At 61.5% G+C, this 20,418-nt stretch carries 16 protein-coding genes; 2 read left to right on the forward strand and 14 right to left on the reverse strand.

Features of this window, described 5'->3' with window-relative positions; translation table 11 throughout:
* Positions 1-13: 13 nt before the first annotated feature.
* Positions 14-1,651: an amidohydrolase gene (locus ABIE33_RS26810; RefSeq protein WP_429130823.1), complete on the reverse strand. Its 1,638-nt coding sequence runs from the start codon at positions 1,649-1,651 to the stop codon at positions 14-16.
* A 464-nt stretch (positions 1,652-2,115) separates the two neighbouring features.
* Positions 2,116-3,159: a class I SAM-dependent methyltransferase gene (locus ABIE33_RS26815; protein WP_429130824.1), complete on the reverse strand. Its 1,044-nt coding sequence runs from the start codon at positions 3,157-3,159 to the stop codon at positions 2,116-2,118.
* A gap of 315 nt (positions 3,160-3,474) precedes the next feature.
* Here ABIE33_RS26815 and ABIE33_RS26820 point away from each other — a divergent pair, with 315 nt between their 5' ends.
* Positions 3,475-5,472, forward strand: a complete 1,998-nt coding sequence (locus tag ABIE33_RS26820; RefSeq protein ID WP_429130825.1) for a putative bifunctional diguanylate cyclase/phosphodiesterase — start codon at positions 3,475-3,477, stop codon at positions 5,470-5,472.
* 266 nt (positions 5,473-5,738) lie between these two features.
* Here the strand turns inward: ABIE33_RS26820 and ABIE33_RS26825 are convergent, their stop codons facing one another.
* The 7 genes from ABIE33_RS26825 to ABIE33_RS26855 all read right to left on the reverse strand — a co-directional run bounded on the left by ABIE33_RS26825 (position 5,739) and on the right by ABIE33_RS26855 (position 13,495).
* Positions 5,739-6,299, reverse strand: a complete 561-nt coding sequence (locus tag ABIE33_RS26825; protein ID WP_429130826.1) for a methylated-DNA--[protein]-cysteine S-methyltransferase — start codon at positions 6,297-6,299, stop codon at positions 5,739-5,741.
* A 127-nt stretch (positions 6,300-6,426) separates the two neighbouring features.
* A complete protein-coding gene (locus ABIE33_RS26830; protein WP_429130827.1) occupies positions 6,427-7,053 on the reverse strand; it encodes a dual specificity protein phosphatase family protein in 627 nt (208 codons plus the stop codon).
* An 18-nt stretch (positions 7,054-7,071) separates the two neighbouring features.
* Positions 7,072-7,962 (reverse strand): inositol monophosphatase family protein, encoded by an 891-nt coding sequence (locus tag ABIE33_RS26835; RefSeq protein ID WP_429130828.1) that lies wholly within the window; start codon positions 7,960-7,962, stop codon positions 7,072-7,074.
* A 67-nt stretch (positions 7,963-8,029) separates the two neighbouring features.
* A complete protein-coding gene (locus ABIE33_RS26840) occupies positions 8,030-9,124 on the reverse strand; it encodes an ABC transporter substrate-binding protein (protein ID WP_429130829.1) in 1,095 nt (364 codons plus the stop codon).
* A 185-nt stretch (positions 9,125-9,309) separates the two neighbouring features.
* Positions 9,310-10,449 carry an ABC transporter substrate-binding protein gene (locus ABIE33_RS26845; RefSeq protein ID WP_429130830.1) on the reverse strand — a complete coding sequence of 380 codons (1,140 nt, stop codon included), beginning with the start codon at positions 10,447-10,449 and terminating at the stop codon, positions 9,310-9,312.
* A gap of 59 nt (positions 10,450-10,508) precedes the next feature.
* Positions 10,509-11,642: an ABC transporter ATP-binding protein gene (locus ABIE33_RS26850; RefSeq protein WP_429130831.1), complete on the reverse strand. Its 1,134-nt coding sequence runs from the start codon at positions 11,640-11,642 to the stop codon at positions 10,509-10,511.
* Entirely contained in the window at positions 11,642-13,495 is a 1,854-nt protein-coding gene (locus ABIE33_RS26855; RefSeq protein WP_429130832.1) for an ABC transporter permease, read from the reverse strand. The genes ABIE33_RS26850 and ABIE33_RS26855 overlap by 1 nt, the downstream gene beginning before the upstream one ends.
* Before the next feature lie 621 nt (positions 13,496-14,116).
* Here ABIE33_RS26855 and ABIE33_RS26860 point away from each other — a divergent pair.
* Positions 14,117-15,103 (forward strand): LacI family DNA-binding transcriptional regulator, encoded by a 987-nt coding sequence (locus ABIE33_RS26860; RefSeq protein ID WP_429130833.1) that lies wholly within the window; start codon positions 14,117-14,119, stop codon positions 15,101-15,103.
* Between the two features lie 24 nt (positions 15,104-15,127).
* Here ABIE33_RS26860 and ABIE33_RS26865 read toward each other — a convergent pair whose 3' ends face one another.
* From ABIE33_RS26865 to ABIE33_RS26885, 5 genes are all read right to left on the reverse strand, one after another.
* The gene (locus ABIE33_RS26865) at positions 15,128-16,771 is read right to left on the reverse strand and encodes a Na/Pi cotransporter family protein (protein ID WP_429130834.1); all 1,644 of its coding nucleotides are present in this window, start codon (positions 16,769-16,771) and stop codon (positions 15,128-15,130) included.
* A 53-nt stretch (positions 16,772-16,824) separates the two neighbouring features.
* A complete protein-coding gene (locus ABIE33_RS26870) occupies positions 16,825-17,127 on the reverse strand; it encodes a MurR/RpiR family transcriptional regulator (RefSeq protein ID WP_429130835.1) in 303 nt (100 codons plus the stop codon).
* On the reverse strand, positions 17,124-18,839 hold the full coding sequence (locus tag ABIE33_RS26875) for a metallophosphoesterase family protein (protein ID WP_429130836.1): 1,716 nt from the start codon (positions 18,837-18,839) through the stop codon (positions 17,124-17,126). Before ABIE33_RS26875 ends, ABIE33_RS26870 begins: the two co-directional genes overlap by 4 nt.
* A complete protein-coding gene (locus ABIE33_RS26880; RefSeq protein ID WP_429130837.1) occupies positions 18,839-19,450 on the reverse strand; it encodes a dual specificity protein phosphatase family protein in 612 nt (203 codons plus the stop codon). Before ABIE33_RS26880 ends, ABIE33_RS26875 begins: the two co-directional genes overlap by 1 nt.
* Positions 19,451-19,530: 80 nt before the next feature.
* Positions 19,531-20,373: an inositol monophosphatase family protein gene (locus tag ABIE33_RS26885; RefSeq protein WP_429130838.1), complete on the reverse strand. Its 843-nt coding sequence runs from the start codon at positions 20,371-20,373 to the stop codon at positions 19,531-19,533.
* Between the last annotated feature and the right edge of the window lie 45 nt (positions 20,374-20,418).

Here is a 20,418-nt window from a genome sequence, read left to right on the forward strand (position 1 = left end):
CGTTTCGCCTTCGTCAGGCGTTCTGTCGCTCGAAAACCACCTCGCCGCCGCGGATTGCCAGCGTGCAGTGCGTGTCGTTGAGAATGTCTTCGGGGCTCGCCGTCAGCATGTTCCTGGAGAACACCGCGATATCGGCAAGCTGCCCCGGCACCAGTCGTCCCTTGACCGTCTCAAGCTTCTGCGAGAAGGCGCCATATTCGGTGTAGACCTGCAGAGCCTCCTCGATGGACACTCGCTCGCCAGCATCCATCACCGTGCCCTTGGCGGTCTTGCGCGTCAGCATGCTGTAGATATTGGGGAACGGATTGGGATGACAGACCGGCGCATCGCTACCGGTTGCGGGCTTCAGCCCCAGATCCTTCCAGGTTTTCAAGGGATAGCTCGACACCGCCCGCTCTTCGCCGAGCACAGAGACATAGGCATCGCCGAAATCGTAGATGAACACCTGTTGGGGACAGGGATAGATGCCCGCCTTCACCATCCGCTGGTGCTGCGCGTCGCTCGAAAAGCCGCAATGCTCGATCCGGTGGCGGCGGTCCGCATCCGGTATCGCGTCGAGCGCCTTCTCGTAGGCCGTGATCAACTGATCGATCGCCGCGTCGCCGATGGCATGGCACGCGAGCTGATAGCCCTTGGTATGGGCATCCACCACGAGTGCCTCGAGTTCCGCATCCGAAAGGATCTGAACACCGGTGTTATTGTCGTTTCCGAGATAGGGGCTGGCCATCCATGCAGTGCGACCACCGGCCGAGCCATCGAGGAAGATCTTGACGGCGCCGACCTTGAGCATGTCGTCGCCGACGCCGGATACAAGGCCGGCCTCGTAGCTCTGCGGCACGATCGAAACCTTGGGATCGCCGAGAAGCACCAGCCAGGTGCGCACCGGCAATCTGTTGTGGAGCTTGGCCAGATTGTATGCCTTGATCTCATCGAAGCCTGCGACCTGACCGACGGCCGCGTCCATGATGCTAGTGATGCCGTAGGACAGAAGCAGATTGCCGGCGCTTTCGATCGCATCGATCATCTCGTCGGTCGAGGCTTTCGGGATCGCCGCACGCACCAGTCCTTGCGCATTTTCCGCAACCAGCCCCGTCAGGACACCGGAGACCTGTTCGATCAAGCCGCCTTCCGGCACGACCGTGCTCTCGTCGACGCCGGCAAGGCGAAATGCCTCAGAATTGAAGATCGACACGTGTCCGCAGGCGCGCACCACCATCACCGGGTGGTTCGGCGCAACCGCGTCGAGTTCGGCGCGAAGCGGGTGGCGGCCGGTATCGAGCTTGGTTTGGTCGTAGCCGCGCGCGCGGATCCAGGTGCCGGGCGGCGTCGTTGCCGCCTGTTGCCTGATCGCGCCGAGCAAGCTTTCAAGGGTCGGCGCTGCCTGCGGCGTCGCATCGACCCAGTTCAGCGTCAAGCCGACTGAAATGAGATGCAGATGGGCATCATTGAGACCGGGGGTCGCGAATCGCCCCTGAAGGTCGAGAAGTTCGGTCCGGTCGCCGCGATAGGCTTCCATTTCCTGCCTGGTGCCAGTTGCCAGGATCTTGCCCTGCCAGATTGCCAGGGCCTCGACGACGCCCTCGGCGAGGCCGCACCAGATCACACCGTTGTGCACGATCCTGTCGGCATAAAAACACTGTCCCGCTGGCATTTAAGGCTCCTCCCTCGGCCGTCGCTGCAATGCAGAGCAAGGTTCATTACAAACCCCGCTCTCGGCACGAACCCGTGTCTCCCGCCCGCACCAGGTGCGCGCCAAACTGGACCTTCATCCATTCCGGGCGCCGCTCTGGTCGGCCACAAGTTGTGCAACTGGGGATGCTAGAGAAAAGGCAAGCGGCTCGCCAATGCATAGAATTTCAGGCGCTATGAAATAATTGCATAACAGCTCGAGGCGGATCCGTTGAACGTCTCCAGACCTGCTGCGCACGTCCGGCGCACCGGCAAAACACGTCCATATGGGGAGCGTAAGAACCGCGCGTTGCCGCGAACCGCTGAGGTGGGACCGCAAGCGCCCAGCGTGTCACATTGCTCGCCGAGGCGACACCAGGCCGATGCCGAACGACAGCGGCGCGCGTCAAAGATGACGCGCGCCGCTGTCGTGTGCTTCAGTCGCGATTAGGAGCGCTTTTGCAGCGTCGCATAGACAACGTTGCGGTTCTCCCCGAACGTCACGTGCGACTCGAAATTGGTGTCGTCGACGCTTTCGTTGACGATGCGCCACATGTCCGATTGCGAGCGCAGCAACAATGCCCAGTTCATGAACGTCTCCATATAGCCATCGACGCCAATGTCGGTTGCGAAATTGGCGAAGTGGAAGACGCCGTTGGGTTTCAGCATCTGCAGGCATCGGCGGGTGAGCTTCACCGCCACATTGTGGGGCAGGTAGTCGTAAAGCCCCGCCGCATACACGAAATCGAACTTACCGAGCTTGTGAGCCCGGGTCAGAATCCCTCGGACGGAACCGTCGATCGCCTCGACGCTGGTTCCCCGGAAATCCCTGGTGATCGATCCGACACTGAGCGGGTCCTGATCGAGCGCGACCCAGCGCTTTATCCGCCCTTCCTTTAGGGCAACCGATCGGTTGGCCTCGCGCAGATGCCCGGCGGCAATCGTCAAGATCTCCGCCTCCCCGCCGCGTGTGGCGGCGATTTCATCGACATGTTTTGTCAGCAGGTCCCGTCGCTCGCGCACGGCGACCGACGAGGATGCGTCCTTGGTATAGTCGTAAAGCGCCTTGCCAACCGGCGACGCCTTGGCGATCTCGCCGGCAACGCTTGGGTGGCCGTAGATGAAGTCGAGCAGTTGGGCGTCGCCGGAGTAGCCCCGCGGCTTTTCGGAGGACCAGCGGGTAAAAGGGTCCTGCAGGAAAAACTCAGCCACCGGATGCTTTTGTGCGATCGGAATCAGTTCCTGCCAAACGCTTGGATGAAACTTTGCACGCGTCTCATGAAGTGCGGCCGCCAATCGATGTATTATCTTCCTCGGGTCCAGTTCCTGGGTAAATTGCTGCTGTGCAATTTGGAGAATCAGGGCGAGTTCGGCTTTTCCTGTTGCAAACTGCTCATCATAAAACTCACTTCTTGATGAAGTGAACTCGGTTGCGATTGATTGGGGAGTAATAAGACTTTCGCCATCGAATACGATTTGAAGCTGGCTCACGCAAAACCCATCCGTTAATGCTCTGTTAACAATATGGGTAAGAATGCGCGAACTGCGTCTCGAATTGCAAGTTTTTGTAGAGTATATGGTAAATTCTGGCGGACAGTATCCATTTGGATACACCCCTGCACCGGCCGTCAGTCTCGGCTAATTTATCAAAATTTAATGGGCGTCTTCTACGATGTCGTTGAGGCCCGCTTGTGCTTGTTGTGGTATCCAGTGAATGGCAAGCGTGGAGCGTCTGAAGCAACGTCCAGAGATGGAAAAACGAGACCAGATTTCCGTTGAGCGCTACGCAATTCCCCGGACCGGTGCATGAAGCAAACCTTGGCCGACGTCGTTGAGATAGATTTGCATAAGCAGCCACTCAGACCGCTGCCGGCGGAGCTGCGCTTACTCTATCGCCAGGAAGGCGAAACGACCCGCAGGGAAGCGACGAGAAAAGGTCTCTGGATCGCCGTCGCGGTCTATCTCCTGTTTTCGATTACCGACCTGCTGCTGATCCCCGATGTCGCCCGCTACACGATTGCCTCGCGCTTTGTCGTAGGCGCAGTTGCGCTTGCCGTTCTGGAAATTCAGGCTCACTTCAACGTTAAGACGGACTGGCTGGACAGGACCTGCTCGGGCGCGCTTGTTTTCGGTTATCTCGGCTGGCTCATTCCGGCAATGATGACCGCGTACACGCAGAACATGTCCTACTACATGATCTTCGGTGCGATCTTCATGATGGGCGCCAATCTGTTCTTCATCTTCCAGTTCCGCCTTTCGGTGATCTCGTCGGGCATTATCCTTGGCGCATTTTTCCTCGACCTCTTCTATTTTTCACCGCAGAGCCCGTCCTACCAGCTGGCGTTCGGCACCTTCTACGTCTCCTGTTTTGTGTTCACCTCCTACGTAAACTGGAAGCTCAACCGCGAACGCTACAAGGTCTTCCTCAACGCGTTCGAGGCAAGGGTCCAGCAGCGGGAGGCAACGGAGCGCGGCAAGGCGCTGCTCAGGCTCTCCAACACCGATTCCCTGACCGGTCTCGACAATCGCCGGGCGGTAGACCAGAAGCTGCGGGAATACTGGAGCGACTGGCAGAAATTCGGCGACAGTTTCGCAGCGATCTTGATCGACGTCGACTTCTTCAAGAAATACAACGACTGCTATGGTCACCAGGAAGGCGACCGCTGCCTCATTCTAGTGGCCAACACCTTGAGGGAATCGATCGAGCAGTTCGACGCGTTCATCGGCCGATACGGCGGCGAGGAATTCGTCATTCTCGCGCGCCTGGACACGCGCGAAGAGGCCGCCGATCTGGCCGACGCCATCTGCCGCACGGTGCAAGACCTTGGGCTGGTGCACGGGCAACGACGGGACGGTACGTCCATCGTCACGGTCAGCGTCGGTGCCGCGTTCACCAGACATCAGACGGGTTCTAAGCTCGAGCGGATCATCCATGAGGCGGACCGGGCGCTTTACGCCGCCAAAGCAAGCGGTCGCAACTGCGCCAAGGTGTTTGATCCGAACGATCCGCAAACCAGCGACGAGAGCGAGAACATTGCGGCGCTGTTGAAGATCGCGACCGACCAGGATCTCGTCTCCCTCGTGTATCAGCCGATCAAGAATGTTGCGACGGGTCGCATCGAGGCCGTAGAAGCGCTAATGCGATTGAGAATGCTGGATGGGACCGCGGTTCCGCCCAGCCTTTTCATTCCCATTGCCGAGCGCACCGGCGCCATCATCGACCTCGGACGCTGGGCGATCCGCACGGTCTGCCGCGAGCTTCTCGCAAACGATCATGTGCCCGTCGTCAGCGTCAATGTCTCGCCGATCCAGCTGAAGACGCCGGGCTTCGCCACATCCGTTGCCGCTATCCTCGGCGAAACGGGGGTGGCCGGCGGCCGGCTCGCCTTCGAAATTACCGAGGGCCTCGAGATGGAGATGCACTCGGACGTGCTGCGTTGCATCAGCGACCTCGAAACGCTGGGCATCCGGATCTGGCTCGACGATTTCGGCACCGGCTTTGCCGGCCTTTCCTGGCTCCGGCTGATCGATTTCGATACGGTCAAGATCGACCGCTCGTTCCTTCACGACTGCGGCACGCCAAAGGGCAAGGCGATGCTGAAGGATATCATCGGTCTCGTCCGCAATCGCGGCCACAAGATCCTGGTCGAAGGTGTCGAAACCGAGGAGCAGATGGCGCTGGTGCGCGAGTTCCACATCGACCACGTTCAGGGCTTCCATGTCGGCCGCCCCGCTTCCGCCGAGAGCTATCGCACGGCGACGAGTACCGGATCGCGCCCGGCGAGCCTCGTCAGGCCGGCCTAGGGCATGTCGCCCGAAAGTGCGCAGCGGTTTAGGGACAACGACATGTGAGAGAACAAGAACTTAAAGGACGGCAAACGAATCCTGGAAATCGCGGCGTGCTTTCGAGACGGCCGGGTTCCTCAGCCTTCGCCAACGAATGCCGGCCCGCGGGCCTTTCAACCTGCCCAGCGTGTGATCCCCCCATGGCATCTTCTGCTGAAAACGTTGTGCGGCGATTGCGCACACATGGACCGGGCGGCGCAGATCGCCCTATGTCGGCACCGGGCTCAAAACAACGATTGCTGAGCAGGCTCCGCCGGTCCGAGGCGTACGCCTTCGAGTTCCAGCATGCGGATCTTCGATGTCGAGCCGCCGGGAGCCGAGAAGCCGCCGACCTTGCCGCCGGCGGCCAGCACCCGGTGGCAGGGAATGATCAGCGCCACCGGGTTCTTTGCCATCGCCTGGCCGACATCGCGTGCGGCTTCAGGGCCGACGCCGAGTTCCTTTGCCAGGGCACCATAGGTGGTGGTCTGCCCCCAGCCGAGCCTGCGGGCGGCGGCATAGATCTGCCTGAAAAACGGATCCTGCCCTTCGAGGTCGAGCGTGATGTCGGAGAAATCGACCTCTTCGCCGTCGAAGTAGCGCCGAACCGCGGCAACCGCTTCGGCAACTTCCGGCGTCGGCGTGCCCGGTTCGCCGGCAGCAAGCCGGCGCAATAGCAGCCGTTCGGTATCCTGCGCCTTGCGGGTCGGCAGTTGGAAACGGGTGATGCCGACGGCGTTCCAGGCAATGCCGCAGAAGCCGGCAGCGGACTCGAAGATATGATAGTTGTGAACTGTCTGCGCCATCGCACCGCCCTCGCGTTTTCACACAGGGTGAAAATCGTGCGGAAGGCGGTCGAATTCAACCCGTTTCCTGCGCGCAAGTGCTGTCACCAACAGGTTGCCCAGCCTCCCGAACGGTCGCGAGGCTGGGCTACCGGGCTTCGATCATCTTCGCCCAGCTTGCAGCACGCTCAGCGGACTCGATCAGCACTGCTTTCGGCGCCTTGTACCATTCGTTCTCCGGCAAGCCGCGACGGTTGCGCACGAAAGCAATCGCGGCATCCAGCGTCGGGAACTCGTTCGGCAAGGTCAGGTGCAGAAACAGCGACACGACGATGACCGAGCGCGAGCGCCCGCCGCGGCAGTTGATAAGGATGTTGCCCATCTCCCGGCGTGGATAGGACGGCTTTTCCGGCAGCACTTGCTCCAATGCCGCACGCAGAATGTAGTGCGCCGCCAGCATCTGCGTGTCGGGATTGCCGCCGCCATCAATCAATCCGATCTTGTAGTAACGGATCTCACCAGGGCCATAGACGCTGCCCTCGTGATCGGACACCAGCTGCGCCTGCCGGACGAAATTGAAATCGAGATTGACGGCGCAGTTGACGACGGTGGTGATGCCGTTCTGTCTCAGAAGCTCGAGGTCGCTTGTGCCCTCCTTGCCGGCGATATAGATATCGATGCCATAGAGCGGGTGTTGTTCGTAGACGAGGCTGAGCTTGGCAAGTTCGGCCGAGGCCTGGGATGTATTTTCGGTTTCCTGGCTTATGTCCAACATTTTATCCCCGCTATCGTTTCAGCTTGCTGCCGCCGCAAAGCGTTTGGCCGCGATCGCCCGCGCCACGCGCTGCAATGTCGGGTAGTTTCCGCCGGCGCCCGTGGCGATATAGCCGGGACACATGAAGTCGGGCGCGTCTGCGGGCACCTTGCCGAGCGTCAGCGGCTCGTAACGGCCGCCGGCATTCTTCAGGATCAGCGTCGCGGCCGCCACATCCCAGGAATTGACGCCAAAGCCGGTCGCCGCATCCGCCCAGCCCGCCGCCACATGCGCAATGCTGAGGGCAGCACTGCCTGGCCGTCGAAGGGTCGAAAAGGTCTCGACGAGTTCGCCGAGATTGGCAAGCGCCGCCTCCCGGCCATCAAGGCGGAAATCGCGCGACACTGGATAGCCGGTGATCAGCGTTGCCCGGTTCTCGTCATCGACCGCCTGCGAGGAAATCACCCGGCCGTTGAGATAGCTGTGTTCAAGATCGGCGGAAAACATCAGGTCGGCGACCGGATCATAGACGACGCCGGCCACAATCTCGCCCAGTTCCACAGCGGCGATCGACACGCACCAGAACGCCAGTCCGCTTGCAAAGTTCGAGGTGCCGTCGATCGGATCGACATACCACTGAATGTCGCCCTCGCCCACCTGTCCGCCCTCTTCCCCGAGCATGGAAGAATTGGGCTCCTGCGCAAAAATGAAATCGCGAATAGTGGTTTCGGCGCGCTTGTCGTGGATCGTCACGACATCATGTAGGTCACGTTTGTAGTCGACCACCATATCGGAGCGGAACGCCTTCAAGAGCGGCGCGCGCACTTCGTTGGCCGCGCCGCGGGCGATCTCGACGAGACGTTTCGACCGCTCCAGCCGTTGTTCGGGGTCGGCCGCCGGCGACGTCGCCGCGGAAAGGCGCTTTTCCATTTGGTACGCATCCATTTCTGTATCGAAAAATTGCCGGTGCGCAACTCTCTGGCGCGCCGGCTTCAGTTCACTTGCTGTAGTTCACGCGCCAGAAGTCCTGCCACTCCTCGCGCCGGTCGAAATCCTCAAGACCGGTCGAGGAATTGTAGGCAAGCAAGCGGTCGGCGACCGTCATCAGCCCCGACGGCTCGTCGGCAGGCATCTTGATGTCGGTGTTGGTCGGCAGCTTGCCGTCCTTCATCTGCGGCGCGATGCCTTCCTCCGTCAGGATGTAGTGGATGAAGAGCTTCGCCGCATTCGGGCTCTGCGTCTTCGTCGCGATCAAGCCGAGCTTGACGTAGGTCCAGCCGACCCAGGGATCGAGATCCTTGCAGATACCGAGCTTGTAGCCCTTGCCTTCGTTATCGCGGAACTTCGCCGAGCTGAGCAGGCCGAAGAAGGGTTCCTTCTGACCGGTCGCACCGACGGCTTCCGCCACCGGATCGTCACCGTCGGTCACCAGCGGCGCGTTCTGCGCCAGCGCCTTGATCCAGGCAGCCGATGCGCTCTTCTCCTCCGTCTTCAGGTCCTTGCCGAAATAGGCTTTGAAAGCGCCGGAGACCTTGTCGTCGGCATGCTTCTCCATCTGGTTGAACCAGTCGGTATAGGTGCCCTTGGTCAGGGGATCGACGAGCGCGACCTTGCCCTTCCACTTCGGCTCCGTCAGCTCCCAGATGTTTGCGACCGGGCACTTGTCGTAAGCCTCGGTGTTATAGGCCCAGACATTGGCGTTGGTCGAAATTGCCAAGGGGTTCTGAAACTCCGGCGGGATCTTTGCGACCATATCAGCAGGCAGATAGTTTTCGACGAACTCCTGCGGCAACAGCTGCGCGAGCGCCGCCGGCGCGTCGGTGATCAGCGCGACGTCACCCTGAACGTTGCCCGCCTGGCCTTCCCGGATGATCATCTCGAGCTGGCTATTGGCCGACACTTTTACGCCTGTCGCCTTGACGCCGTACTTGGCGGTAAAGTTTTCAGCCATTTCGACGATCTTGCCGGTGCTGTCATAGACGTTGATCGGCTTTTCCTTCTTGGCCGCTGCAACCAGGGCCTCCAGATCGAAGCCGTCGGCCGCATGGGCTTGCGCCGAAAGCAGACCGGTCGCAAGGGCGACTGCTGTCATCGTCATTCCATGCCGAATGGTGGGCGCTGCCTTTTTCATCTTTTCCCCTCCCAAGGAAACGTGTTCGGTTTTCCGAACTTCGATCGTTCATTCTCGGTCATTGGCACGGCGCAACGACAAGGCTGTCAGCGACCGCCCGGCAATTGGGCGGTCGCGCAATGCGCAGCGCTTCCGTCAACCGGCCATCACTTCTGGTAGTTCACCCGCCAAAAATCCTGCCAGGTTTCACGCGCATCCCAATCGTCAAGGCTCGTGGCCATCTGATAGGGCAGAACCTGGTCGAGAACCCTGCCTATGCCCGACGGTTCGTCGGCCGGAAGCGCGACGTCAGTGTTGGTCGACATCTTGCCGTCGACCGCCTGCGGCGCGATGCCTTCCTCAGTCATGACGTAGTGGATGAAGAGCTTTGCCGCATTCGGGCTGTTGGTGCCCTTGGTGATCAGGCCGACGCCCGGATACATCCAGCCGAGCCATGGCTTCAGGTCCGTGCAGAGCCCAAGCTTCATGCCTTTTTCCGCGTTGTCGCGGAATTTCGCCGAGCTCATCAGCCCCATGAACGGCTGCGATTGGCCCGGTGCACCGACGGCATCGGCTGCCGCGGCATCGGCATCGGTCAGGAGCGGCGCATTGGCGGCAAGCGCCTTCACCCAGGCCGCCGTCGCACTGCCGTCGTCGAGCTCCAGCTCCTTGCCGTAGAGCTCCTTGTAGGCGGCTGCGACCTTGTCATCGCCGTGTTTTGCCATCTGGTTGAACCAGTCGACATAGGATGCCTTGCCGAGCGGGTCCTGCATGGCGACCTTGCCCTTCCACTCAGGGCCGGTCAGCTGCCAGATGTTGGTCACCGGGCACTTGTCGTAAAGCTCGGTGTTGTAGGCCCACACATTGGCGCTGGTCACGACCGTCAGCGGATTCTGGTACTGCTCCGGGATTTTCGACGCCATGTCCGGCGGCAGCCAGCTCTCGGCAAAGCCCTGCGGGATCAACTGGGCCATTGCGGCCGGCGCATCGCTGATGATCGAAACGTCGCCCTGGATATTGTTGGCGCGCGCCTCGCGGATGATCATCTCGAGCTGCGCCGACGCCTTCACCTTCGATCCCTCGGCAGCGACGCCATACTTCGCCGAAAAGGCCTTGGCCATCTCGACGATCTTGCCAGTACTGTCATAGACGGTGATCGGCGCTTCCTTCTTGGCGGCCTCGACCAGCGCGTTCAGGTCGAAGGCATCCTCAGCCATGACCTGCCCGGCCAAGAGGCCGGCAAAGGCCGTCGTCCACAACAGGCAGCACCTTTTATAGTCTGCCGTTCCATTCTTCCGAAAATGCATCGACTGCTCCTCCTCAGTAAGCGGTGTTCGTCTTTCGGTTGATGCGATCAGTAATGTCGTCAGTTCAGCTTCGCGCTGCGCAGCAGCTTGTCGGCCTCGGCAATGCGCTGGCCGTCCTTGCCGAAGACGTGCAGCGCCTCGGACGGTGCAAAGAAGCGGACCTTTTCCCCGAGTTCCAGCCGCGGCAGTGCATGCGTCGTCAGGAACAGCGTGTGGCTGTCGCTCTTCAGCTCCAGGATCCAGCTGCCACCGGTCGGCAGGATGCCGGTGACGACCATCTTGCCGCTGAAGCTGCCCTGCGGAACGTCTTCCTTCTTGGTCGCGTAGCTGAGCGCTTCCGGGCGTATCCCGACCGAGCCGATGCCGCGCAGGCCGGGGTAGCGGGCGGAGAGGTAAGCTTCCGCCTCCTTGGCCACATCCGAGGTGCCCTTCTTGTCGAAGGACAGGATGTTGATCGGCGGGCTGCCGACAAACTCGGCGACGAAGCGGTTGGCCGGACGATCATAGATGTCGTTCGGCGTGCCCATCTGCTGCAGCGTGCCTTCGTTCATCACCGCAATCGTCGTCGCCAATGTCATCGCCTCCCACTGGTCGTGGGTGACGAAGACGATCGTCGTCTTGAACTCCTTGTGCAGCCGCTTGAGTTCGGCGCGCATTTCGAGACGCAGCCGCGCATCGAGGTTCGAGAGCGGCTCGTCGAGCAGCAGCACGCCCGGATTGACGGCAAGCATTCGGGCAAGGGCAACCCGCTGCTGCTGGCCGCCAGAAAGCTGCGACGGATAGCGGTCGCGGTACTTGGCGATGTCGAGCGCCTGCATGACCTTTTCGACCCGGGCCTCGCGTTCGGCCTTGGGCAGCTTGCGCAGCCGCAGGCCGAAGTCGGTGTTGCGCTCGATGGTCAGATGCGGCCAGAGCGCGTAGCTCTGGAAGACGAGCCCCATCTCCCGCTTCTCCGGCGGCACGAAGACCCCTTCGAAAATCGAATCGACCACCCGGTCGCCGATGCGGATTTCGCCGCCCGACAGGTTTTCAAGGCCCGCGATCATGCGCAATGTCGTCGTCTTGCCGCAGCCAGATGGGCCGAGCAGGCACATGAACTCGCCATCGCGGATTTCCAGATCGAGGTTGGAGACGGCATTGGCGGAGTTGACGCCATAATTCTTCTGGGCGCCGCGCAGATTGATAGTGGGCATCAGCTTCCGAGTCCTTCTGCAAGATTGGTCTTGGTCAGCTTCTGGGCTGCCAGAGTTCCGAGATAGGCGATGGCGGCGATGATCAACACGACCGCGTTTGCCGCCTGGGTGTAGTGATAGTCGACGAGCCGCAGCGAATAGGTCGTGAGCACGTCGGTGCTCGGCACGGCGAGAATAACGAACAGGCTGAGACCCTTGATGCCCGAGATGAACGGCAGCAACACACCGGTGACGAGCGAGCCCTTCTGAATCGGGATGACGATCGACATCATCCGGCGGAACCAGCCGGCACCGGCGATCTGGGCCGCCTCTTCCGGATCCTTGCCGAGCTGGGTCATCGCCGAGATCCCGGCCCGCGAGGCGTAGGGCATCTGGTCCGCCATCAGCGCCAGCACCAGGATGGTGACCGTGCCGTAGAGCGCCGGCATCGGGCCCCTCGGAACGGCGAAGAGCGAGAGGTAAGCGGCCGCAAAGGCAATGCCCGGCACCAAATAGGGCAGGAACGTCACTTGGCGCAGATAGACCGACAGCGCCCTGACCGGGGTGCGGATGACGACATAGCCGACAAGCAGGCCAAGAATGCCCGAGGCCAGCGACGCGAGGCCGACGATCATCAGCGTGTTCTTCGCAGCCGCCCAGAGGTCGGGGCTCAGAAGCACACCGGTCTGCAGCGCGACTGTGTGCAGATCCTGGCCGATCCAGTAGTCGAGCGTGAAATTGTCGAGGGTAAACTGTGCCGGCAGCTTCATGACCGTCGACAGGAACAGGGTCAGGAGCGGCAGGCCGACGCTCAGCATGAAGATCGTCGCGGCAAAACCCGTGGCCGGAAGCCTGAGCTTGCCGAGCCGGCTTTGCCGGTTCATCGAGCCCTTGGAGCCGATGGTGACGAACCGGCGCGCTTCGCGCACCAGCCGCGCATCGATCATCAGGGTGATGATGCCGATCAGCATGATGGATGCGGCAACGACACCGGCAACACCGGTCTGCCGGGAAGCGATGCTGCGGAAAAGCGAGGTGGAAAGTACCTCGAATTTGACCGGCAGGCCGAGAACGTAGGGCACGCCGAACTCGCCCAGGCATTTTGCAAAGATCAGGATCATCGACGACATCAGCGCCGGCCGCATTAAGGGCAGGATGATCTGCATCGCCACCTGGTAGCGCTTGGCACCGAGGATGCGGGCGGAATCCTCCAGCTGGGAATCGAAGCGCCGGAGCGCCGAGCCGAACAGCAGGATGACGAAGGGGGTATAGTGTAGGGCGAGAATGATGGTGATCGGAAACCGGCCATAGGCAACCCAATCCGGTGGCGTCCAGCCGAGAGCCTCGAACCAGCCGGGCTGGCCGCCGACCGTGCGGTTCTTGAACAGCGTCGTCCAGGCGAGCGCGAAGGTCCAGGCAGGCAGCATGTAAGGCACGATCAGGGCGGTTGCGAACCAGCGCCTTCCGAACATGTCGGTGCGACTGATCAACCAGGCAAGAATGGTTCCGATCAGCAGCGACAAGAGGATCGCGCCGACGGCAACCGACAGCGTGTTGAACAGTGGCCGCCAGAAGAGGTCGACGGAGACAGGGGACAGGAACGTCCTGTCGAGATAGTACAGCGTCAGATCACCGAAATCCTTGCCGAGCCGGCGCTCGTGCCCGAATTGCACACGCACGGCATCGAGCACGATGGAGATGATCGGCACGACGATCAGATAGGTGAAGAGCAGCGCCGTCAGCACCCCGATCAACGTCGTCGGCTCTCGGGAGGCGACCTTCAACCGGTATCGCCAGACCTGCCAGGACGAAGGCACAGCGGCCTCGCCGCCCGCTGCCGGCGACGCCTTCGCTGAATCACTTAGAAAAGCCATGCTCTTTCCCCTTGAGACCTCGTCACGCAATGCCACGGGCCCAAGCCCCGAATGCCTTGCGGCCGAGCCAACATGCGAACAAAGAGGTCAGCGAAAGCCGCACGAGCAGCCGCCCCTGCTCCATGTCGAGCAAGGCAACCTGCCGCAAGAACGCGGTGCGTCGTCATCGATCCAATCCTCCCTGTTCGCGACCGACCCCGTTCAAACGATCCTGTCCGGATCGGGCCCGACGACAGCCGGCCACTCCTCAGAAGCCGGCGCCATCATCACGAACATAGGCGGAACAAAAATTCCATTTCTGAACCGCCTATGGAATGCATGATCCATTGACGGAGCCTCCTTGTCAACAAAAAAATGCACACGTGAGCAATGATTTATCTTGTTGTTTTTATTGGATATTTTATCTCGCCTGACGGACTTTTTTCGAACACGTGATCATTGCCACGCGACTATCGGCAAAAGACGAGCCAACGACAGATCGAGCGGCGGACCAAACAGACGAATTTCTTGCGGTTCGCACGGCGCTTAGGTGATAGCGCCCCCAGGCAAGCGACACTTTTTCGTTGGAATGAACCGGCTTTTGTGGCCCAGATAGCCGCGAGCTGATTCTTGAGGAAAATCATGGCACGAGGGTTCGTCACAGCCGAGGAAGTCGCAAAGCGCGCGGGTGTTTCGCGCTCGGCCGTCTCGCGGACGTTCACACCGGGCGCCAGCGTTTCCCAGGCCGTCCGGCGCAAGGTACTGAAGGCTGCGCGCGAGCTCGGCTATCGGGTCAATCGGCTGGCCCAGGGGCTGAACAACGACCGCTCGAACCTGATCGGCGTCGTCGGCACCAACCTCAGTGCGCCCTTCATTTCCAAGCAGCTTGATCTTCTCAGCATCGGTCTGCTCAGACGCGGGCTTCAGTGCCTCTTGTTGAACGCCGCCGATGCCCGCAAGGATATCGCGCCGCTAATCGAGCTACTGTTTGAATTCCGCGCCCAGGCGATCGTCGTGCTTTCCGGCGAGCCCCCGTCGTCGATCGTCGATGAATGTATCGCCAACGGCGTGCGGCTGATCCTGGTCAATCAACGACTCGATCGCACCGATACCAACATGGTGCTGAGCGACGATTCGCGCGGAGCGGACCTCGCCGCGCTCCGGTTGATCTCCGCCAGGTGCAGGAAGGTCGCGGTCGTCTCAAGCGCCAGCCAGACGCCAGCGCAGGTTCGACGCGCGACGGCGTTTACGCAGAGGATGCAGACCGCCGGCATCGAGGTGGTCGCTTGGTCCGACGGCCCGACCGGCTACGAAAGCGGCTATCAGGCCGGCTGTGATCTTTTGCGCGACAAGAAGATCGACGGGGCATTTTGCGTCACCGACCTGCTGGCACTCGGTTTCCTTGATGCCGCTCGCATCGAAATGCATCGACGCGTGCCTGAGGATGTGTCGGTCATCGGCTTCGACGATATTCCGCAGGCGGGCTGGAAGAGCTATGAGCTGACCACCATCGAGCAGTCTTTGTCGGCGCTGACCGCGAACGTCCTGGCGGCGCTCGAAACCGACGAGCTTGCGACCCGGCTGCAGGTGGTGCCCGTGTCGATGATCGAGCGCAAGACGGTGCGTTAGGTCCTCCGCGCGGCGCTCTCGAAATCAGCCGGCCTGTCGGATGCGGCTTTCGATCAACAGGCCGCTGTCGTCGAGGATCGGATGCGCGACCGACGCGATATGGGCGTTGATACGCTTGAGGTCGCGAAGCATATCGAGGTGCAACGAACTGGTTTCGATGCTTTCCGCCCGGCCTTCGCGCAGGCGCTGAAGGTGCCGCTCGGCCGATTGCCGTTCGAGACGACGCACGTCTTCCTTCACCTCCACCAACCGGCGGGCCAGGCCCGCATCGCGGGTGGCAAACACGGTCTGCGCCATGCGCAGATTGTCGAGCGTGATCGCAAACAGCCGTGTCATCTCCTCATGGCCATCCCTCGAAAACGTCAGACCCAGCGCGATCTTCTTTGCAAGTTCGGCAAGCAGGCCCTTTTCGATGATGTCGCCGATATGTTCGAGATTGATGGCATAATCGACAACATCCATTGCTCGCCGACGGTTGTCTTCGCCGATGTCCGCCTGGCCAAGCCGTGATACATAGACCTTGATCTGATGCTGCAGCCGATCGACCCGTCCCTCGAGCGTGCTGATACCAGCGAGCTTTGTCGGGTCGGCATGCTGCAGCGCATCGCTTGCCTGCGCCAGCATGCTCTCGATCAGATCGCCGACAGCCAGAACCTCGCGGCTTGCACCGGCAAGGGCAGCGACCGGCGTCGAAAGCTTGTCCTCGTCTAGATAACTCGGTGCGTCCGGCATCTGCTTGGGTTCAGGCAACAGCCGCGCGGTCAATGCTGCGAGTGGTCGCGACAGCGGCCAGGCAAGCATTGTCAGCGCCAGATTGAAGATGAGATGTGCATCGACAGGCAGCTTGTCGTGCGCCAGCGGCAGGATGTCGAGCAACTGTGCCGAATAGCCGGCAAGCGGCAGCGCCACGAGGCAGCCGATGGCGCGCACGATGAGATTGCCGACCGTCACGCGTCTGGCGCTGACCGGCGCCCGCAGCGTCGCCAGAACCGGCGGCACGGCACCGCCGAGATTGGCGCCGAGAACCAGGACGATGATCAGCCCGGTGGAAATGCCGCCCGTTGCGCCAAGCGACAGGATGAGGACGACGATGGCGAGGCTCGAAGATGCAAGGATCGCCAGCATGGCGGAGAAGATCAGGGCGACCGGCCAGGCATTGTCGAGCATCGCCAGAAAGGCGGAGAGCGCCGCAGACGCGCGCACCGGTTCTGTCGCAATGCCGATGAGATGCAGCGACAGCAGCATGAGCCCGACGCCGACAAGGGCGGAGCCGCCACCCTTTCGCGCATTCGACGTTCCGCGCGAAAGGACAACGCCGACAAGGATCAGAAGCGGCGAGAGCCAGCCGATCCCGAGCGATACGATCCAGGCGGTCATCGCGGTTCCGACATTCGCCCCCAAAAGCACGATCTGCGCCATGCGCGGCGCAACGAGATTGCGTTCGGCAAACGATGCGATCATCAGCGCCGTCGCAGTCGAGCTCTGCAGCGCGATCGTCGCGACCAGTCCGGCGAGGAAGGATCGTGCACCGTCGCGCGTCCCGGCGGCCAACCCCGCCTTCAGCCTGGCGCCAAAGGCGCGCTGCACGCCGTTCTTGACCTCGGACAGGCCGAACAGCAGCAACGCCACGGCGCCGAAGAGATTGATGCTGACGATGGTCGATTCCATGGGCGCACTCCGCTCGGACGGTCCTTCAGCTCGTTACTGCCTAAAACACGGTTTCATTGCCTGCCGCGGCGCAGCTCCTGGCGGAACAACTGTTGGAAGCCGGCGTACTTCTCGAAGCCCAGGTCGCTGATCAACCGCATGACCGTGGTGGTCGAAACGCCGGCTCGCTCAGCCACTTCCCGCGCGCTGGCAAAGGCAACGTCGTAGGGATGAGATAGCGCGAACTTGGCGACTTCGAGCCGCCCGCCCTTAAGCCCGCAGGCGCCGAGGCGAAACGCCTCCTTCAACTCCGGGACGCTTGCCGGTGGTTTCCGGGGCCGTCCGGGCAAGACAAACGACTGCTGATCCATGGTCATACAACCTCCTTCGCCTCTCGCTGCAAGGTGATTTCGGTCTGCCGCGCACCGTTTTCCGCGCGGTCGAGAAAGGCGGCAAACGCACCCAGGAAGATCGACAGGAAACCGGCGACAGAGCCGTCCCACCCTTCATCCGGCTCCCGGCCGAAGTGCTCGGCAAGGGCGCGGTAAAGACGCAATCGCTCTTGCGCTATGGCAGGAAGGGCCAGGTGACCCGCCTGGCGCAGACAGTACCAGTCGGCGATGACATCGATCATGCGGCAAGCCGTGACCTGCTCGCTCACAATTCCCGACGCATGTGCAAGCGCGTGCAATGCATGCTCCACTGCATCGGCATCGAGAAGTTCCGCGCAGACATCGGCAAGAGTGGCCCGCGAGACGCGGCTCACGACATCCTGCGGCCACTCCTTGGGGAAGTAGCGGTGGTGAACCAAAGCCAGCTTATGGGCGCGCAGAAACGCTCCGTAATCCTCGGCATCAAAGGCGAGATCGTCCGCTTGGCCGAGTTGCTTCGTTTCACGGCGATAGGCCTGCGACAGACGCGGATCCACCTGCACGGACGACAGCGCGACGGTATCGACGATGATGCCGTCGTTTGTCGGCTGGATGATCTTGAAGGCCGGCGGATAGGCGACCAGCGACGGAACCGCCACGTTGGTAAGCTGACGCTCGCCACGGCCGCGCCGCGTCACGCCTTCGACATGAAGGTGGCCGCTGAAATGCACGCTCAAACCCGCGCCGAGCAAGGCGTCGGTGACGGCCACGCGCGGCGTGCGACGGGCTATATTGGTTTCCCCGAAGAGCACGCGCTCGGCACCGGTGGCGCCGTCGAACGGATCGAGTGCCGGGTAATGGGAGAAGGCGAGAACGGTCTTGCCCAGGGCTTTTGCCCGCGCGCAAACGTCGGTGATCCACGTGACGATGAAGGGTTTCAGCCGCAGCATGGCATTCCACCCGGCCGCGGTGCTGTCGACAAAAGCTGCTTCTTCGCCGTTCATGCACGTGCCGTCCCGCGGCTCGAACACATTGGCGTCGATCATCAACAGCCAGGTACCCGGCTCGGGCTCGACCAGATAGGATGCGTCCATCAACGAGTATTGGTTGCTTCCATCCGGCGACGCGACCGCGTAGCGCCGACTTTCGACATCGTCGGAAAGGCCGAACGGCGTCTCCCAATGAAGATATTCCGGCTTGCGGAAATAGCCATAGTCGGCCATCGGGCCGAGGCCGGTTGGATATCCCTCACAATACATGCGTGGGGTGACGATCTCGCCCGCCGCTGCCGACGCCGGGTCGCTTGTTACCCAGACCCCGGCGCCATCCTGATCCAGAAACTCCTTGGTGTGGTGGCGCCCCGTCGGACCGAAAATGTCGTGATTTCCGGGAAGGGCATAGAAGGCCGTACCATATTCATTGGCGTGCTGGTCAAGGATGCGGCGCAGGCTCGCGGTCGTCTGCCGCTGGCCGTCATCCGTGTAATCACCGAGCAGGACGACATGCCGGATGCCGCGATCTCTGACCTCATCCAATGCCACTGAAAGCGCCTTGGCGCTCTCGTTGAAAACCCGGGTCGACTGGCGTGTTTCGGCCCAACTGCGAACCATCATCCGCTGCCCGTCGATGGTCATGCCGGGGAAATCGAAGTCGCCTTCAAGATCGTGGAAATGCGCGTCGGCGATGACGGCGATGCTAGGTTGGCTGCCTTTCAACATCAGTCCCGCCCGGACGCCTTGCCGGCGATCATGTCGATCCACTCAGACGCCCGGCGGGCCGCCTCGTAAAGCATCGGCTTCGGCGTTTCGAACCATTCGTCCGGACGCAATTCGCGATGTTCGCGGATATGGGCGACGGCGGCGTCGAGCATCGGGAACAACTCCGGTTGCTGCTTATGCAGGAACAGGGCGACAAGCGACACCGAGCGGCTGCGTCCGCCGCGGCAATTGACCAGCACATTGCCGCCATCGGCGAAAGGATAGGTTTCGCGCTTCGGCATCGCCTGACGCAGTGCCCCGTCGAGGATGTAATAGGCGCCGAGCATCATCGTGTCCGGGCTGCCTTCGCCGTCGATCAGGCCGAGCTTATAGTAGCGAATGTCGGCATAGCCGCTGGGCCGCAGATCGTCACCACCGTCAGCGTCCGTCTCGCGCACCCAGTTGATATCGAGATTGATCGCGCAATTGACCACCACCGAGATGCCGTGGCGCTTCAGCAAGTCGAGGTCGCGTGCGCCCTCGCTGCCGCCGATGTAGAGATCGGATTTGTGCGGGCCGATTCCCCTGGCGATTAGACTGATCGCCGGGCGTGCATAAACAGGTGCATCCATGCCGTTTCCTTTCCAGATCGGACGGCGCCGAAAGGCCTGCCGTCTAGAATTCCCATTGTCCGCGCCTTTGATGCAGCCGTTCAGGCGAACTGCAGTTCGGCAACGACGTCGCCTCCGGGCGCGATCGGTATCCGCGACGCCCGGCTGATCCCAACGGCGATGCCCGGAGCGGATGCGAGAACCGGGCCACCGCCGCGAAGACTGCCGATCTCCATGAAGGGGCAGACATCGCCGCCGGCCTCGGCAACCAGCAGCAAGCCGGCCACACAGTCCCAGGAGTTCATATGCAGTTCGACATAGGCATCCGAACGACCATCGGCGACATAGGCAAGCGCCAGCGCGCCCGAGCCTGCCCTGCGGACATTGGTCCCAAGCGCCAGCAGATCGCGGATGGTTTCGAGATAGATTTCGTTCGGCACGCGGCCGGACCAGCCCATCTCCACTGACGCCGTTTCAAACGCCGTGGTGGCAGAGACCGTGATCGGTTGCCCGTTGCGGGTAGCGCCTGACCCACGCTCGGCGAAATAAAGCTCATTCGATGCGGGATTGTAGATGGCGCCGATCTCCGCCCGACCGTCCTCGATATAGGCGATCGAAATGCAGAAATGTGGGATGCTGCGGGCGAAATTGGCCGTGCCGTCGACCGGATCGACCACCCAGAGACGATTGCTGATCGAGCCGCCGCCCTCCTCACCGAAGAAGCCGTCGTCAGGAAAGTGCTCGGCGATCGCCTTGCGGATATGCGCCTCGGAGGCGGCATCCGTCTCGGTCAGAAAGTCCTGCGGGCCCTTCAGCGAAAAGGTACGCGTCGCGCTGTCTTCAAAACCCCGGAGCACAAGCGCTCCGGCTGACAGGATAACATCTCGGCAAAGGCTCGCCCGACCCTCAAGATCGTTCGGATAGAATACTCTCTCCAGGTTCATTCGGGGCACGACTCCTTTGCACACGCGAGCATCTTTGCACACGCG

The organism is Ensifer sp. 4252, assembly GCF_050434565.1.
Taxonomy (GTDB): Bacteria; Pseudomonadota; Alphaproteobacteria; order Rhizobiales; family Rhizobiaceae; genus Ensifer.